Annotated in this window: 11 protein-coding genes; 6 read left to right on the plus strand and 5 right to left on the minus strand. The window is 70.3% G+C overall.

Annotation, left to right across the window (positions count from 1 at the left end; all coding sequences use genetic code 11):
• The first annotated feature begins 4 nt into the window (after nucleotides 1–4).
• The gene (locus tag AC07NG_RS04705) at nucleotides 5–1,375 is read left to right on the plus strand and encodes a cation:proton antiporter (protein WP_492853859.1); all 1,371 of its coding nucleotides are present in this window, start codon (nucleotides 5–7) and stop codon (nucleotides 1,373–1,375) included.
• Between the two features lie 169 nt (nucleotides 1,376–1,544).
• Here AC07NG_RS04705 and AC07NG_RS04710 read toward each other — a convergent pair whose 3' ends face one another.
• Nucleotides 1,545–3,113 carry a tryptophan halogenase family protein gene (locus AC07NG_RS04710; RefSeq protein WP_494592518.1) on the minus strand — a complete coding sequence of 523 codons (1,569 nt, stop codon included), beginning with the start codon at nucleotides 3,111–3,113 and terminating at the stop codon, nucleotides 1,545–1,547.
• A 205-nt stretch (nucleotides 3,114–3,318) separates the two neighbouring features.
• On the minus strand, nucleotides 3,319–4,692 hold the full coding sequence (locus tag AC07NG_RS04715; RefSeq protein WP_494592520.1) for a glycoside hydrolase family 27 protein: 1,374 nt from the start codon (nucleotides 4,690–4,692) through the stop codon (nucleotides 3,319–3,321).
• A 261-nt stretch (nucleotides 4,693–4,953) separates the two neighbouring features.
• On the opposite strand from AC07NG_RS04715, the gene AC07NG_RS04720 reads away from it, so the two are divergent.
• The 3 genes from AC07NG_RS04720 to AC07NG_RS04730 all read left to right on the plus strand — a co-directional run bounded on the left by AC07NG_RS04720 (nucleotide 4,954) and on the right by AC07NG_RS04730 (nucleotide 10,128).
• Complete coding sequence (locus AC07NG_RS04720; protein ID WP_494592523.1) at nucleotides 4,954–7,302, plus strand: beta-L-arabinofuranosidase domain-containing protein; 2,349 nt, start codon at nucleotides 4,954–4,956, stop codon at nucleotides 7,300–7,302.
• Nucleotides 7,303–7,576: 274 nt separating this feature from the next.
• Nucleotides 7,577–9,412 (plus strand): tetratricopeptide repeat protein, encoded by a 1,836-nt coding sequence (locus AC07NG_RS04725; protein WP_494592525.1) that lies wholly within the window; start codon nucleotides 7,577–7,579, stop codon nucleotides 9,410–9,412.
• Nucleotides 9,409–10,128: a cytidylyltransferase domain-containing protein gene (locus AC07NG_RS04730; protein WP_492853854.1), complete on the plus strand. Its 720-nt coding sequence runs from the start codon at nucleotides 9,409–9,411 to the stop codon at nucleotides 10,126–10,128. The genes AC07NG_RS04725 and AC07NG_RS04730 overlap by 4 nt, the downstream gene beginning before the upstream one ends.
• Before the next feature lie 17 nt (nucleotides 10,129–10,145).
• Here AC07NG_RS04730 and AC07NG_RS04735 read toward each other — a convergent pair whose 3' ends face one another.
• Nucleotides 10,146–11,039, minus strand: coding sequence for a LysR family transcriptional regulator (locus AC07NG_RS04735; RefSeq protein ID WP_492853853.1), 894 nt, complete (start codon nucleotides 11,037–11,039; stop codon nucleotides 10,146–10,148).
• A 102-nt stretch (nucleotides 11,040–11,141) separates the two neighbouring features.
• On the opposite strand from AC07NG_RS04735, the gene AC07NG_RS04740 reads away from it, so the two are divergent.
• Together AC07NG_RS04740 and AC07NG_RS04745 are read left to right on the plus strand one after the other, a co-directional pair.
• Nucleotides 11,142–12,137: an aldo/keto reductase gene (locus tag AC07NG_RS04740; RefSeq protein WP_492853852.1), complete on the plus strand. Its 996-nt coding sequence runs from the start codon at nucleotides 11,142–11,144 to the stop codon at nucleotides 12,135–12,137.
• Nucleotides 12,138–12,155: 18 nt separating this feature from the next.
• Nucleotides 12,156–13,280 (plus strand): aldo/keto reductase, encoded by a 1,125-nt coding sequence (locus AC07NG_RS04745; protein WP_492853851.1) that lies wholly within the window; start codon nucleotides 12,156–12,158, stop codon nucleotides 13,278–13,280.
• Between the two features lie 13 nt (nucleotides 13,281–13,293).
• On the opposite strand, the gene AC07NG_RS04750 is transcribed toward AC07NG_RS04745, so the two are convergent.
• Together AC07NG_RS04750 and AC07NG_RS04755 are read right to left on the minus strand one after the other, a co-directional pair.
• On the minus strand, nucleotides 13,294–13,659 hold the full coding sequence (locus AC07NG_RS04750; protein WP_492853850.1) for a hypothetical protein: 366 nt from the start codon (nucleotides 13,657–13,659) through the stop codon (nucleotides 13,294–13,296).
• A gap of 10 nt (nucleotides 13,660–13,669) precedes the next feature.
• A complete protein-coding gene (locus tag AC07NG_RS04755) occupies nucleotides 13,670–16,204 on the minus strand; it encodes a hypothetical protein (protein ID WP_494592528.1) in 2,535 nt (844 codons plus the stop codon).
• Nucleotides 16,205–16,284 lie beyond the last annotated feature (80 nt).

Raw genomic sequence — 16,284 nt, forward strand, 5'->3', positions numbered from 1 at the left:
ACCGGTGTCAGACCTACTCGCGCAGACCATCGCCACGGCGACGGACCTGCTCAACGCCCATGGGCCGGCCACCAAGGCCGCCGCCAAGAGCTTCACGCCCACCGACTTCAGCGTGCACTTCTTCCTGCAGCTGGCCGTCATCGTGCTGGCCTGCCGCGTCGTCGGCTGGCTGGGCCAGAAGCTGCTCAAGCAGCCCCAGGTGGTCGGCGAGATGATCGCCGGCGTGGTGCTTGGCCCGTCGCTGCTGGGCCTGCTGTTCCCCGACTTCCAGCTGGCCCTGTTCCCCAAGGAGACCAAGAACGTCCTGTACGTCGGCGCCCAGCTGGGCGTGGGCCTCTACATGTTCATGGTCGGCACCAGCTTCCAGGCCGGCCACTTCAAGGCCAAGGCCAAGAGCGCGATGAGCGTGTCGTTCGCCGGCATCGCCGCGCCGTTCCTGATCGCCGCCGCGATCACCCCGTTCCTGCTGAAGGCGCCGGGCCTCTTCGCCCCGACCATCGGCCAGGGGCCGGCCACCCTGTTCATGGGCGCCTGCATCGCCCTGACCGCCTTCCCGATGCTGGCCCGCATCATCAACGAGCGGGGCCTGGCCAACACCTCGCTGGGCACCTTGTCGCTGACGGCCGGCGCCTTCGACGACGCCGTCTCCTGGTGCGTGCTGGCGGTGGTGCTGGCCACCTTCGGCGGCGGCCCGGGTGTTGCCCTGCTGGCCATCGGCGGGGGCCTGGCCTGGGTGGCCTTCGTCGTCCTGCTGGGTCCGAAGATCCTGGCCCCGCTGGGCCGCATCGTCGAGCGCGAGGGCGAGATGAGCACGGGCGTCCTGGCCCTGGTCATCCTGGCCTTCTGCATCTCGGCCTTCCTGATGGACGCCGTCGGCATCCACGCCATCTTCGGCGGCTTCATCCTCGGCGTCGTCATGCCGCGCGGCAAGCTGGTCGAGGAGCTGAAGAAGAAGGTCGAGCCGCTGGCCGTCGTGCTGCTGCTGCCGATGTTCTTCACCTATTCGGGCCTCAACACCCGGATGGACATGGTCAACTCGCCGACCCTGCTGCTGATCGCCCTGGGGATCCTGGCCGCCTCGATCCTGGCCAAGTGGGGCGCCTGCTACGTCGCCGCCCGCGCCACCGGCGAGAACCACGCCACGGCCATGGGCATCGGCGCCCTGATGAACTCGCGCGGCCTGATGGAGCTGATCATCATCAATATCGGCCTGCAGAAGGGCATCATCGGCCCGACCCTGTTCTCGATGCTGGTGCTGATGGCGATCGTCACCACGGTGATGGCCAGCCCGCTGTTCGAGGTCGTCTACGGCAAGAAGGCCCGCGAAAGCGGCGAGCTGGACGCCGTCGACGCCCGGGTGCCGAACGCGGCCTAATTTTCCCTCTCCCTTTGCGGGAGAGGGTGGCCCCCGAAGGGGGTCGGGTGAGGGGTCTCTCAAAAGCAAGACGCCGCGACAGCCGATCAGCTGTCGCGGCGTTTTTCGTGGGTGCGACCCCTCATCCGTCAGCTTCGCTGACACCTTCTCCCGCAAGGGGAGAAGGGGGTCAGGCCGGCTCGAGCGGCCGGTCGAAGCCGAAGCGGTTGATCTGCGAGATCAGGTCGCGGTGGCTGGGCAGGTCGTGGGTGGCGCGTTCGCCGAAGGCGCGGATGCGGGCGAACTGGCGGGCGGCCGACTGCACGTCGGGGAACTCGCCCCGGCCCGGCGACAGGTCGGTTTTGAAGCCCATGCCGTAGAGAATGTACTGGTAGTTGAAGAAGGCGAAGGTCTCGAGATCGAGGATGAAGTCGTAGCGGCTGGGCGGGCGGTGACGCCATTGCTCCAAGAGCTCGGCCAGCCGCTCGGGGATCGAGGCGGGGTCGGCGTTGTCGCGCCAGAACGGCTCGGTGCGCCGGCTCAGGCAATAGTGCAGCTTCAGGAAGGCGATGATGTTGTCGTAGCGCGCGGTCATCAGCTGGTTGAAGCGCCGGGCCGGGGCGTCGATCGGTCCGTTATGGGGAAAGAGCTCGGCGATGATCGCCACCGCCGCCTCGATCAGCACCACGCCGGTCGACTCCAGCGGCTCCAGGAAGCCCGCTGACAGGCCCACGGCCACGCAGTTGCCCACCCACTGCCGCTCGCGATAGCCGGCCTCGAAGCTGATCGCCTTGGGGGTGATCTCGACGTCGCCGCCGATGTGGGCGCGCAGGATCGCCTCGGCGCGGGCATCGTCCATGTGGTCGCTGGAATAGACGCAGCCGACGCCGCGCGCGCCGGCCAGACCGATGTCCCAGATCCAGCCGGCCTCGTGCGCGGTGGCGACGGTGAAGCTCTGGATCGGCGCGTCGGGCCGATCGTACGCAACCCGGCAGGCCAGGGCGCGGTCGGTGAACAGCACCGGCCGGGTCGACTTGAACGGCGCCTTCAGGGCCTGGCCGATCAGCTCGGCCCGAAAGCCCGTGCAGTCGACATAGAGGTCGGCCTCCAGCCGGCCGTGCTCGGCGCAGGTGATGTGGTCGATGGCCCCGTCGGCGTCCAGCGCCACGTCGGTCAGCAGCCCCTCCAGCCGTTCCACGCCCAGCTCCCGGGCCCGGTCGGCCAGCACCTGGGCCAGCTTGGCGGCGTCGAAGTGGTAGGCGTAGTTCAGCGGCCCGGCGAAATTGCCCTCGTGCGGCCGCTTGGGCGCGCGCTGGGCGCCGGCCACCCGCGCCTGGATGGTCATGGCCTCGGCGAACGGCGGCCGCGTCGCCTCGTCCTGCAGCAGCCAGTAGGGCGCCAGGCTCGCCCCGTCGGCCGAGAACGGCGCCTCGAACGGATGGAAGTACTGGTGGCGCTGGCCGTCCTGCGGCGCGTGCCCCCAGTCGATGAAGCGGATGCCCTGCTTGAAGGTGGCCGAGGTCTCGCGGATGAACCGCGTCTCGTCGATCCCCAGGAACTGCAAGGTCGTGCGGATGGTGGGGAAGGTCGCCTCGCCCACGCCGATGATGCCGATGTCGGGCGACTCCAGCACCGTGATGCGCAGGTGATCCTGCTCGGCGATGCGCAGGCTCTTGGCCAGATAGGCGGCCGTCAGCCACCCGGCCGTCCCGCCGCCCACGATGAGGATGCTGCGCCCACGCTCCATGGGTCCGTGCATAGCGCGTTTGCGCGGCAGGGGCATCCGTTTCGGGGGAGGGAGCAGAGCTTGGCCCTTCGCCATTTAGATCCGAGTATCCCCGCGAAGGCGGGGACCCAAGCTGACTCTCGGGGTGTGGCGAGGCCGTGGATCCCCCGCCGCCTCGGCTTGGATCCCCGCCTTCGCGGGGATGCTCGGAGTTTGGGGGCGTGGGAGAAGGGTCCTGCTACCCCAACCGCAGCAACGCCGCCCCGTGCGGGGCCACCACCCGCTCCACCCGACCCGACACGCGGCCCAGGTCCTCGCCGCTCCACAGGTCCCGCGCGGTCACGGACCCCGAAAGTCCCAGGTCCCGCAGCGGCAGGCCCACGGCCTTCGGCTTTTCGGTGGTGTTGAACAGCGCCAGGTAGCGGGCGTTCTGCACCCCCTCCGGCCGGGCCGACCAGATCCGCATGCCGTCGGCGATGAAGTGCGGCTGGTTGCCGGTGCTGGCCTGGTTGACCGCCAGCACGGCGCGGTTCGTCAGCAGGCTGAGCGTCGGCGCGTCCAGGTGGCGCAGGTCGCCGCCCATGATCAGCGGCGAGCGGGCGATGGCCCACAGGGTCATCAGGGTGCGCTGCTCGTCGGGCGTGAACTTGGTGTCGCGCTTGCCCAAAGCCAGCCGCCCCAGCGGCAGCATGTCGGCGTCGGGCCAGCCGCCGACGACGCGGTGCTCGTTCCAGTTCTCCAGCCGGGTGAACTGGGCCTCCAGCATGGACCACTCGTCCCAGAAGTCGTCCGAGATCCGCCACATCTGGGCGTAGCGGCGCACGTGGCCGGCCCGCGCCACCGGGGTCTCGCCCGGCGACAGCGACAGCACGATCGGCCGTCCCGTCGCCGCGATCGCCTTGTGCGCCGCCTCGATCTCGGGCGCATGGGCGTCATAGGGCCGGCTCATGTCGTCCATCTTGACGAAGTCGACTCCCCAGTCGGCCAGCAGCCGAAAGACGCTGTCGTAATAGGCCTGGGCGCCGGGCTTGCTCATGTCGACGCCGTACATGTCCGGGTTCCAGGTGCAGATGCTGGAGGTGTCGGCGATGTCGGCGGCGCGGACCTTGGTCCCCAGGATCGGCAGGTTGGCCTTCACCGCCGCGCGCGGGATGCCGCGCATCAGGTGCACCCCGAACTTCAGGCCCAGGGCGTGGACCTGGTCGGCCAGGGCCTTGAAGCCCTTGCCCCCGGCGCTGGACGGAAAGCGGTTGGGCGCGGGGATCAGCCGGCCGAAGCCGTCCATCGCCGGCTGGGGATTGCGGTTGTACTCGTAGCTGGCCGCCTCGGGCTCGTACCACTGGATGTCGACCGTGAAGACGTCGTAGCCGAACGGCAGCAGCTTGGCCGCCATGATCCGGGCCGTCTCCAGCGCCTCGCTTTCGGTGATGGTGGTGGCGAAGCTGTTCCAGCTGTTCCAGCCCATGGGCGGCCGCGGGGCGAGCAGGGCGGGCGCCTTCTTGGGCTTGGAGGCCGGCTTGGTCGCGGCGGCGGAGGCGGTGGTCGAGGCCGCGCCGGCCATAAGTCCGGCGGCCAGCAGGCCGCGCCGGTGCATGTCCAGGGTCACTCGCATCCTCCCGTGTTTTTGCTCTTGTCAGACAATATGGCGGGTCTGGCAAGCGGGTGGAGCGGGATCACACCCCAACCCGTAAAATCCCCGCGAAAGCGGGGAGCCAGGCTTTTTCGGCCACCCGCCGCGCTCGACGATAAAACCCCTGGGTCCCCGCTTTCGCGGGGATTTTACGGGAGGAGGGAGGGCCGCCGACTTGAGCCCCGCCACCCATCATGCTCTCTTGCCCACAATAGTCAGACAAATGCCCCAGGGAAGAACGCCATGGACCCGCACAAGCCGAGCCGCCGCGCCTTCCTGCTGGCCACCAGCGCCCTGGCCTTCGCCGCAACCGCCGCCGCCAAGCCGGTCGAGCAAAGCCCCCGGATCGTGGCGACCCCCGTCCCAGCCCGCCACATCGTCCTGAAGGCCTCGTATCACCAGCGCGCCGCCGACGCGAACCGCGCCTATCTCCTCTCGCTGTCGCCCGACCGGCTGCTGCACAACTTCCACCAGGGCGCGGGCCTGCCGCCGAAGGCCCCTGTCTATGGCGGCTGGGAGGCCCAGAGCATCGCCGGCCACACCCTGGGCCACTGGCTGACCGCGTGTTCGCTGCAGGTGGCCCACACCGGCGACACCGCCCTGCGCGAGCGCCTGGCCTACACCGTCTCCGAGCTGGCCCGCGTGCAGGCCGCCCACGGCGACGGCTATGTCGGCGGGACCACCCGCTGGGGCCAGTCCGACGCGGCGGCCGGCAAGCAGGTGTTCGAGGAACTGCGCCGGGGCGACATCCGGTCCTCGCGCTTCAGCCTCAACGACGGCTGGGTGCCGGTCTACACCTGGCACAAGGTGCACGCCGGCCTGCTCGACGCCCATCGCCTGGCCGCCACGCCGGGCGCCCTCGACGTCGCCACGGGCCTGGCCGGCTATTTCGCCACGATCATCGAGGGCCTGAGCGACGAGCAGGTGCAGAAGATCCTGGTCACCGAGCACGGCGGCCTCAACGAGGCCTATGCCGAGACCTACGCCCTGACCGGCGACGCGCGCTGGCTGAAGATCGCCCGCCGCCTGCGCCACAAGGCCGTGCTCGACCCGATCGCTGCCGAGCGCGACGAGCTGGCCGGCCTGCACGCCAACACCCAGATCCCCAAGGTCATCGGCCTGGCGCGTCTCTACGAGGTCGGCGGCGATCCGGCCGAGGCGACGGCGGCGCGGTTCTTCCACACGGCCGTCACCCGCGACCACAGCTACGTCATCGGCGGCAATTCCGACCGCGAGCACTTCGGCAAGCCGCGCCAGATCGCCCGCCACATGGCCGAGACCACCTGCGAGGCCTGCAACAGCTACAACATGCTGAAGCTGACCCGCCACCTGTGGAGCTGGAAGCCCGACGGCGCCCTGTTCGACTATTACGAACGCACCCAGCTCAACCACATCCTGGCCCACCAGAACCCGGCCGACGGCCGCTTCGTCTATTTCATGCCGATGGCCGCCGGCGGCCGCCGCAGCTACTCCACCTACGAGGACAGCTTCTGGTGCTGCGTCGGCAGCGGCATGGAAAGCCACGCCAAGCACGCCGACAGCATCTGGTGGCGCAGCGGAGAGACGCTGTGGCTGAACCTCTTCATCGCCTCGAGGCTCGACCTGGGCGAGGGCGACTTCGCCATTGACCTGGACACCCAGTATCCCAGCTTCGGCCATGTCGCCCTGACCATCGAGCGCGCCCCGAAGGGCGAGCGCGAGCTGGCCCTGCGCCTGCCGGCCTGGAGCATCAAGCCCACGCTCGAACTCAACGGCCAGCCGGTCGCCATCCAGACCCGGGGCGACGGCTACGCCCGGGTCTCGCGCCGCTGGAAGGCGGGCGACCGCCTGCGGCTGACCGTGCCGATGACCGTGCGGGCCGAGCCGACGCCGGACGATCCCAACCTCGTGGCTCTGCTGTCGGGGCCGCTGGTGCTGTCGGCCGACCTTGGTCCCGCCGACCGGCCGTTCGACCGTCCGGCGCCGGCCCTGCTGGGGCAGGGCGATCCGGCCGCCCTGCTGCGCGTCACGCGGGCCCACCCGCACAATTTCGACGCCCCCCTGGCCCAGGGCGGACGGGTGGAGCTGACGCCGTTCTTCACCGGCTACAACCGACGCGAGGCGATCTACCTGCCGGTGTTCACCCCGGCCCGCTGGGCGGCCGAGGGACCGGCCTATCTGGCCGCCGAGAAGCAGCGCATCGACACCGTCGCCCGCACCGTCGACGCGGTCTATCTGGGCGAGCAGCAGCCCGAGGTCGACCACGCGGTGAAGGCCGGCGCCGGCGAGATCATCCAGCTGAACGGCCGCAGCGGCCGCCGCATCGCCCCCGGCGGCTGGCTGGAGATGACCCTCAAGCGTCGCCCCGGCCCGCTGACCCTGCAGCTCGTCTACTGGGGCCAGGACATCGGCCAGTCGGCCAGGGTGCTGGCCGACGGCGTCGAGACCGGCCGCTTCGCGACCCCGACCGACCGCCGCGACGGCTTCTTCACGGCCGACGTCCCGCTGCCGGCGGGCGAGGGGACGGCGAGGGTGCGGATCGAGGCCGGGGACAAGCCGGTGACGGTCTACGAGGCGAGGGTGCTGGCGGCGGGGGCGGCGGCTACGGCGTAGGGGCGAACTCGCGCCGCCTGCCCCCTAAACCGAGTATCCCCGCGAAGGCGGGGACCCAAGCTGACTTCCAGGATGGGGCGCGGCCGTGGATCATCCGCCGACCCCGCTTGGATCCCCGCCTTCGCGGGGATGCTCGGTGAAAAAGGACGCCCGAGGGCGGTCCCCGTTCCGGCGTTGGCGTGGCCTCCAACACCCCCCTCCCCATAACGCGCTAAAGCCGGCGTTAATCCTCTGGCAAGATGGTGCGCGCAACCGACCAACCGGCAGGAGAGCCATGGCTTCGCGACACAACCGCCCCGCTCCCGCCCGGTCGGCCCCAACGAAGGCCGCGCCCAAGCCCGTCTCGGCCAGCGCCCTGGCCCTCGGCCAGGAGGCCGCGCCCGCCGCCGCTTATGTCGGCTTCAAGGCCGCGCCCGTCGGCGACTCCGCCTCCAAGGAGGCCCTGGCCCGGCTGAAGCAGGCCACCCAAGGCGTGCGCGACCACGCCCAGAGCCGCCTGCTCGACCAGGCGATCCTGGCCGTGCGCCGTCACGACTACGCCAAGGCCGAGCAACTGGCCCAGAAGGCCCTGTCGCAGGACCAGGGCCTGGGCGTGGCCTGGCACGTGCTGGCCGTGGCCCGCGAGAAGCTGGGCGACTTCGCCGCCTCGATGCACTGCTACGAGGCGGCCCTGAAGCTGCTGCCCAACCAGGACGCGGTGGCCGCCGACGTCGGCCGCCTGGCCTATCGCATGGGCATGCCCGATATCGCCGCCAAGCTCTTCCGCCTGCACCTGGCCCACCAGCCGGGCGACGTGGCCGGCCTCAACAACCTGGCCAGCGCCCTGCGCGACCTCAACGCCGAGTCCGAGGCGATCGAGGTGCTGAAACCCGCCATCGGCGCCCATCCCGAGCAGCCGATCCTGTGGAACACCCTGGGCACGGTGATGTGCAGCCTGGGCGACGGCGCCACGGCCCTGACCTTCTTCGACGAGGCCATCCGGCTCGATCCCGCCTTCGCCAAGGCCTATCACAACCGCGCCTACGCCCGGCTCGACCTGGGCGACGCCGAGGGCGCGCTGGCCGACTGCGACCAGGCCATCCGCCACAGCGTCGCCCGCGAGGACGTCGCCACCATCCAGTTCGCCCGCTCGACCATCCTGCTGGCCCTGGGCCGCGTCGCCGAGGGCTGGGCCGCCTACGAGGCGCGCACCTCGCCCGACCTGCCCGACGCCCCGCGCTTCGTGCTGGAAGGCCGCCAGCTGGCCGCCGGCGAGCCCCTGGCCGGCAAGCGCCTGCTGGTCATGGCCGAGCAGGGCCTGGGCGACGAGGTGATGTTCGCCGGCCTGCTGCCCGACGTGCGCGAGGCCCTGGGCCCCGACGGCAAGCTCTCCCTGGTGGTCGAACGGCGCCTCGTGCCCCTCTTCGCCCGCAGCTTCCCGGACGCCGACGTCACCCGCCACCGCACCGTCGCCCTCGAAGGCCGCGTCTACCGCACCGCCCCCGAGATCGAGCGCTGGGACGATTTCGACGCCTGGACTCCGATCGCCTCGCTGCTCCAGACCCTGCGCCCGAGCGCCGAGAGCTTCCCCGACCGCGAGCGCTTCCTGACCCCCGACCCCGACCGCGTCGCCCACTGGCGGGGCGTGCTGGCCGACCGGCCGGGCCTGAAGGTCGGGGTGCTGTGGAAGAGCCTCAAGCTCGACGGCGAGCGCGCCCGCCTGTTCTCGCCCTTCCGCCTGTGGGAGCCGGTGCTGCGCACCCCCGGCGTCAGCTTCGTCAACATCCAGTACGGCGATTGCGACGAGGAGATCCGCATCGCCCGCGAGGAATTCGGCGTCGATCTCTGGACCCCGCCGGGCATCGACCTGAAGGAAGATCTCGACGACATCGCCGCCCTGACCAGCGCGCTGGACCTGACGGTCGGCTTCTCCAACGCCACCATCAACCTGGCCGGGGCCTGCGGCGCGCCGATCTGGATCGTCACCGCCGCCGCGGCCTGGACCCGCCTGGGCACCGACCGCTACCCCTGGTACCCGCAGGCCCGCGCCTTCGTGACCGAGAACCTCCAGACCTGGGCCAGCGTCATGGACGAGGTGGCGCAGGCCCTCGCCGAAAAGGCGGCCCGATGATCGCGGCCGTCCTCCAGGCCCGGATGAGCTCCACCCGCCTGCCGGGCAAGGTGCTGGCCGACGTGGTCGGCGCGCCGATGATCCTGCGCCAGATCGAGCGCCTGCGCCGCATCCCCTCGCTCGACCGCCTGATCGTCGCCACCTCCGACGACGCCAGCGACGACGTCCTGGCCGATACGCTGGAGGCCGCCGGGGTCGAAGCCTTCCGCGGCCCGCTCGACGACGTCCTGGCCCGCTTCGCCGGCGCCGTGGCGGGCTTGGCCGACGACGACCTCGTCCTGCGCCTGACCGCCGACTGCCCCCTGGCCGACCCCGCGCTGATCGAGCGCCTGCTGGTGCACCACCAGGCCGTCGGCGCCGACTATTCGGCCACCACCCACCCGGCGCGCACCTATCCCATCGGCCTCGACGCCGAACTGACCAGCGCCGGCCATCTTCGCCTCGCCGCCTCCGAGGCCGCCGACCCCTACGAACGCGAACACGTCACCCCGTTCTTCTACCGCAATCCGCAGCGGTTCGTGCTCGACGGGGTGATGCAGGCCGTCGACGAAAGCGCGGTGCGCTGGACGGTCGACCTGCCCTCCGACCTGGCCTTCGTGCGCGAGGTCTACGGGGCGCTCTATGCGGGCAACCCGGCGTTCACGTCGGACGACGTGCGGGCGCTGGTGGCGGGGCGGGAAGATTTGCAGAGGCTCGGGGATTTCCCGCGAGGGTAGGGGCCGCCCCTCCGTCATCACCCCTCCCGATACCGCAACGCCTCGATCAGCAGGGAAAACGCCGGCGAGGCGTGGCGGCGGCTCGGGTAGTAGAGGTGGTAGCCCGGAAACGGCGGCGACCAGTCCTCCAGCACGCTGATCAGGTCGCCGGCGGCGATCCGGGACGCGACGACGTCCTGCGGAACATAGGCCAGGCCCAGGCCCATCAGCGCCGAGTCCAGCCGCTGGTCGAGGGTGTTGCAGACCAGCTGGCCGTCGACCCGCACCTTCAGCTCGCGGCCGTCCTTCTCGAACTCCCACGGGAAAAGGCCGCCATAGGTGGGCAGGCGCACGTTGATGCAGTTGTGGTCGGTCAGGTCCTGGGGCGTCAGCGGCTTCGGGCGGGTGGCGAAATAGGCCGGTGAGCCGACCACGGCCATGCGCATCTCCGGGCCGATGCGCAGGGCGATCATGTCCTTGGCCACCTGCTCGCCCAGGCGCACCCCGGCGTCGAAGCCCTCGGCGACGATGTCGACCAGGCCGTAGTCGACCACGATCTCGACCCGGATGTCCGGATAGTGCGGCAGCAGCCTGGCGATACCGGGCTGGAGGACCGAGCGCGCGGCGTGCTCGCCGGCGGTGATGCGGATCGTGCCGGCTGGCCGCTCGCGTAGTTCGCTTAAGGCGGCGAGCGCCTGCTCGATCTCCTCCAGGCGCGGGGCGATGGTCGAGAGCAGGCGCTCGCCGGCCTCGGTGGGGGCGACGCTGCGGGTGGTGCGGGCCAGGAGCCGCAGGCCCAGCCGCGCCTCCAGACCTTTGATCGTCTGGCTCAGCGCCGAGGCCGAGACGCCCAGCTTGGCCCCCGCTCGCGTGAAGCTGCGCTCCCGGGCCACGGCGGCGAAGGCGGCCAGTTCGTCGAAGCCCTGGGCCATTTGTTAGTCCTGCTAAAAACGACATGCCGATTATCGCGTCTAATCGCCGGAATGGGCCAGCGCTATCTTCCTGGCTCGCAAGCCCGTTCAGGAGGACACCCCATGCAGACGCGCAAACTCGGCCAGGGCCTGGAGGTCTCCGCCCTCGGCTACGGCTGCATGGGCCTCAGCGCCGCCTATGGCCCGGCGACGCCGCGCGCCGAGGCCGTCGCCGTCATCCAGGCCGCCTTCGACGGCGGCGTGACCCTGTTCGACACCGCCGAGGCCTACGGGCCGTTCGCCAACGAGGCCCTGCTGGGCGTGGCCGTGGCTCCGTTCCGCGACCAGGTGGTGATCGCCACCAAGTTCGGCTTCGACATCGACATGACCACGGGCGCGCGGACGGGCGGCCTCAACAGCCGGCCCGAGCACATTAAGGCGGTGGTCGAGGCCCAGCTGCAGCGCCTGCGGACCGACCGCATCGACCTGCTCTACCAGCACCGCGTCGACCCGGCCGTGCCGATGGAGGACGTCGCCGGCGCGGTGAAGGACCTGATCGCGGCCGGCAAGGTCGGGCATTTCGGCCTGTCGGAGCCCAGCCTCGACTCCCTGCGGCGCGCCCACGCCGTCCAGCCCGTCACCGCGCTGCAGAACGAATACTCCCTGTGGACGCGCGACGTGGAGGAGAACGGCGTGCTGGCCGCCTGCGAGGAACTGGGGATCGGCTTCGTGCCGTTCAGCCCGCTCGGCGCCGGGTTCCTGACCGGCAAGATCGACGCGCAGACGCAGCTTGATCCCACCGACTTCCGCTCGATCTCGCCCCGCTTCGCCGCCGACGCCCGCGCCGCCAACATGGCGCTGGTCGACCTGCTCAAAGCCATCGCCGAGCCCAGGCAGGCGACCCCGGCCCAGGTCGCCCTGGCCTGGCTGCTGGCCCAGAAGCCCTGGATCGTCCCCATTCCCGGCACCACCAAGCGCCACCGCCTGACGGAAAACCTGGGCGCGGCGGAGGTGGAGCTGACGGCGTCCGACCTGACCCGGATCGCCGGAGCGGCCGCGAAGATCGCCGTCGTCGGGGCGCGGCTGCCCGAAGCCGTCCTCGCCCAGACCAACCGCTAGCCGCCGGAGACGATGACCATGAACCAGCGCACCCCGCGCGGCGTCGGTCGCCGCGATCTCCTGGCCCTGGGCCTCGCCGCGCCCGCCGCCATGGCCGCCCCCGCCCAGGCGCGGACGGCCAGGCCCGCCGGCCTCGAGCGCCGCAGGCTCGGAACGCTGGAGGTCTCCGGCGTCGGCCTGGGCGTCCAGAACATGAGCCGCACCTACCAGACCACGGTCCCGTACCGGCCGGAGATGATCAACATCATCCGGACGGCCCACGATCGCGGCGTCACCTTCTTCGACGCCGCCGAGGCCTACGGCCCGCACGAGGTCGAGCGGATCCTCGGCGAGGGGGTCGCCCCGATCCGCGACCAGGTGGTGATCGCCAGCAAGTTCGGCTGGAACGTCGACCTGGAGACCGGCCAGCGCCGCCCCGGCCTCAACAGCCGGCCCGAGCACATCAAGCTGGCGGTCGAGGGCATGCTGAAACGCCTGCGGACCGACCGGATCGATCTGCTCTACCAGCACCGCGTCGATCCGGCCGTGCCCATCGAGGACGTCGCCGGCGCGATCAAGGACCTGATGGCGCAGGGCAAGGTGCTGCACTGGGGCCTGTGCGAAATGGGCCAGCAGACCCTGCGCCGCGCCCATGCCGAGCTGCCGGTCACGGCCGTCCAGAACGAGTATTCGATGCTGTGGCGCGGGCCGCAGGCCTGGGTGCTGCCGACCTGCGAGGAGCTGGGGATCGGCCTGGTCTGCTGGAGCCCGCTGGGCGTGGGCTTCCTGAACGGCGCGATCGATGCGGCCACCCGCTACGCCGACGGCGACATCCGCAAGCTTGAAGGCCGGTTCTCGGCCGAAAGCCTGCCGCACAACCTGGCGCTGGTCGCCCTGGTGAAGACCTGGGCCGAGCGCAAAGGCGCCGCCCCCGGGCAGATCGCCCTGGCCTGGCTGCTGGCGCAAAGGCCGTGGATCGTGCCGATCCCGGGAACCACCCAGATGGCGCACATGCTCGAGAACGTCGGCGCCGCCTTGGTCCGCTTCACCCCGGCCGAACTGGCCGAGCTGAACGCCGCCGTCGCCGCGATCGAGGTCCAGGGCCTGCGGCTGCCGCCGGCCGTGCTGGCCTATTCCGAGGTCGAGGCCCCGCCGAGGGGGTGACCTCGGCGGCCGCTCAGGCCAGTCCTGGCGGTCGGAAACGATCCAGGTTCGTGCGCAGGCGCCGGAGCCGGATCCGGCGATCCTTGCCGGTCTCGGTCGCGGCGGCCAGAAGCGCGTCCATGATGGTGTCGGACAGCTGGGTGCGGGTCGGTTCATCCAGCGTATCAGCCGCCGCTACGCGCGACAGGTAGCGTGTGATGGCGTGCACGGGCTGGACGTTGTCGGCGATGCCGTCTCCGTCGACGTCGGTGAACGTCACCCGGGCGCCGTCCCGCACCAATGGAAACTGGCGGTGATCGAACCTGGCCAGTAGTCCGCCCCCATCGGCGTTGATCGCCCACCACTGCGTGCCGAGGTTCTCGGCCGTCCCCACGGGCATGCCCTATCTCCTAGTTGCGGGTGATCCTGATCGACTGGGGCGTGCCGACGCTCTTCTTGTCGGCGAAGAATTCGAGTTGAACCGTTCCGGGTTCGATGCCCTCGGCCTGATCGCGGGCGAGCTCGACCCTGAGCGACGTTCCGTCCGCCGCCGCGGCGATCGTCATTTCCCGCCCGTCCAGGGTGACCTTTTCGACCTTCTTCAGGTTTTTCCCGGTGACATCGATCCTGATCAGGCTGGGCACGGAGAAGCTGGTTGGAGCCGCCTTGCCGATCGCCACGGCGGCGGGATCCGCGGCGGCCGCGGCGGGGGCGGGTTTGCACGCGTCGCCCGACAGGGTTGCGTCGTAGGCGATGGGCTTGGCGACCTGACCGAGCGGGGTCAGCACCCGGATGTTGTCGTTCAGGCGGAAGGCGCGTTCGCCCGCGATGGCCGCCACCGGCGGCACGGTGACGATGATCCCCTCCATGTCCGGCGCGATGGTGATGGCTTCGCGTCCAAGCGACAGGCCAAGCAGAAGCACCTTTTCGGCGCGCCACAGGTTACGACCGTTGAGGAGAAGCGTCGTCGCCGTGCAGCCATTGACGGGGCCGCCGACGACCTCGTCCAGCTTTGGCGTCCGCCTGGAGTCCTGCAACAGGAGCTGGTTGAAGGCCTGGTCGTCGGAAAGGTTCGCCACGAGCGGAACGGGCAGGATTTCAGGCTTCGCCTCGGACTTGGGCTCGCCGTCCATCGCGACCAGCGCGCCGCGGGCGAGCTTCTGGGGAGACGGCGCCCATACGGTCGTGACCTCGAGATCGAGCACGCTCCACCATGAGGGCACCGACAGGTCCACCGAGAGATCGTAGGACTTGGCGACCTGACGGACTTCGGCGCGCCCGCGGGCGTCGGTGGTCGCGTGCGGTCCGATCACCCAGCCGAAAGTGCGTTTGCCGCCGACCGAATAGCCCACCACCTCGGGCGCCCGATCGAGCGCCGATGCGCGGTTCATCACGTCGCGCTGAAATCCGGCGCCGAGATTGCCGGCCACGCCTGAAGCCGGGTCGGCGGCGGCGATCGACGCCGCCAGGGCCAGGCTGTTGGCCGAGCGGGCCATCGTGGAGATCTGCTGGGCCTGTTCGCGCGGACCCACTTCGTAGATGCGCACTTGCTGTGCGCTGCCCAGTTCGGGCCTGCGCAGCACCCGCCAGGTCGGCGTCGCCGGCGAATAGTCGGCGACCAGGGACGTGCAGTCCGCACGGTGGCGGATCAGGTCGATCACCTGGTCCTGGTATTTCTTGGCCCGCGCGTATTTCGCGAGGGCTTTCGGGCTCGGCGCGGGAACGCCCAGATTGGTCGCCGCCAGGTTGGCCGAGCGGACCAGCGCATAGGATTTGGTTCGCGCGTCGGCGCGGTCAAGCGCCAGGGCGGGCGGCGACCCGGGGCGGCAAAGCCCGATGAGCGCCGTCTCCAGCGCCGGCCCGTCCACCGACAGCGACGCCGTATGTTCGCCGAAATACCGGATGTCCTTCAGATCGTCCTCGTCCCACTCCGCCCGGGTGAGAAGAGGCTGCGGATAGAGCACGACATTCTCGGTCTGCAGCACCGGCGCCAGCATCCGGAACCCGCCGATCTGCGCCTGGGCGAAGTCGCCGCTGTTCTCGAGCGTGTCGAGCTCCGGGTGGGATTTGAAAGTCGCCGCATCGACCCGCCAGGGGCTTTGACTATTGGTCTTCTGCAGCCAGTTGGCGAGAACGTCGGCGGGGCCGTCCGCGCCATCGTCACGGATCCTGACCTGGATCGCGCCCAGGGCCCGCAGGTTGGCCGGATCCGGCGTGACCATCGCCTGGAGGTTCAGCCGGACCAGCCGGTTGTGGCCGGCGTCGTGCAGCTCATCCAGGGCGGCCGCGTTCCTGGCCGCCTTGAGCATGTCGCGATAGGCCAGCCTGTCGCGGAAATCGTCCTGCGGGCTGCTCGTCGCTTCGGTCTTGCCGATCGGCTTCACCTCGGTCGTGAGCCTGCCGGCCGCGCTCGCGATCAATGTGTTGAGCGTCGTTATCACCTGCGACGGATCCGGCGGCGTCACCGCCGTGGACGTGGTCGCCGTCGTCGCCGCGCCCAGCTTGTTGAGGTCGGCGTTCACCGGCGCGGTCTGATCCGGCAGCTTGGCGCGGATGAGCTCGATGTCGCGACGCAGCTGCTCGAGCTGGATCTGCGCCTTCAGCACGTCGATCTGCTGCTGGATTTCGCCCGTCTCGTTCTGCCGCTTGAAGCTGATCGCCGCCGCGGGATCGTAGCGCAGCCCCAGCGCCGCCGAGAACGCGGAAATCTCCTCCATCTCGCGGATCAGGGCGGGTTTGAAGCTGACCTTGGCCGGGTCCTCGCTGTTGGCGATCAGCTTGTCGATCCAGGCGATGTCGGCCGCGCGTTCGTTGATCAGGGCCTCGCGCGAATAGACCTTGGCGTCGCCCAGCGTGATCGTGCCCGGCGTGTCTCGGACGGTCGGGTCGTAGTCTATGGAGCCATGTCCGACGCAGGCCGAAAGGTGCGCCGCGCCCAACACCATGACGGCCGCCCCGGCGGCGTTGCGGCGCAGTCTTCGTGCGGATGCACGAATTCCTGGACCCTTGAATAGGGAATGCCACA

The sequence above is a fragment of the Caulobacter sp. GW821-FHT10C03 genome, assembly GCF_059415485.1.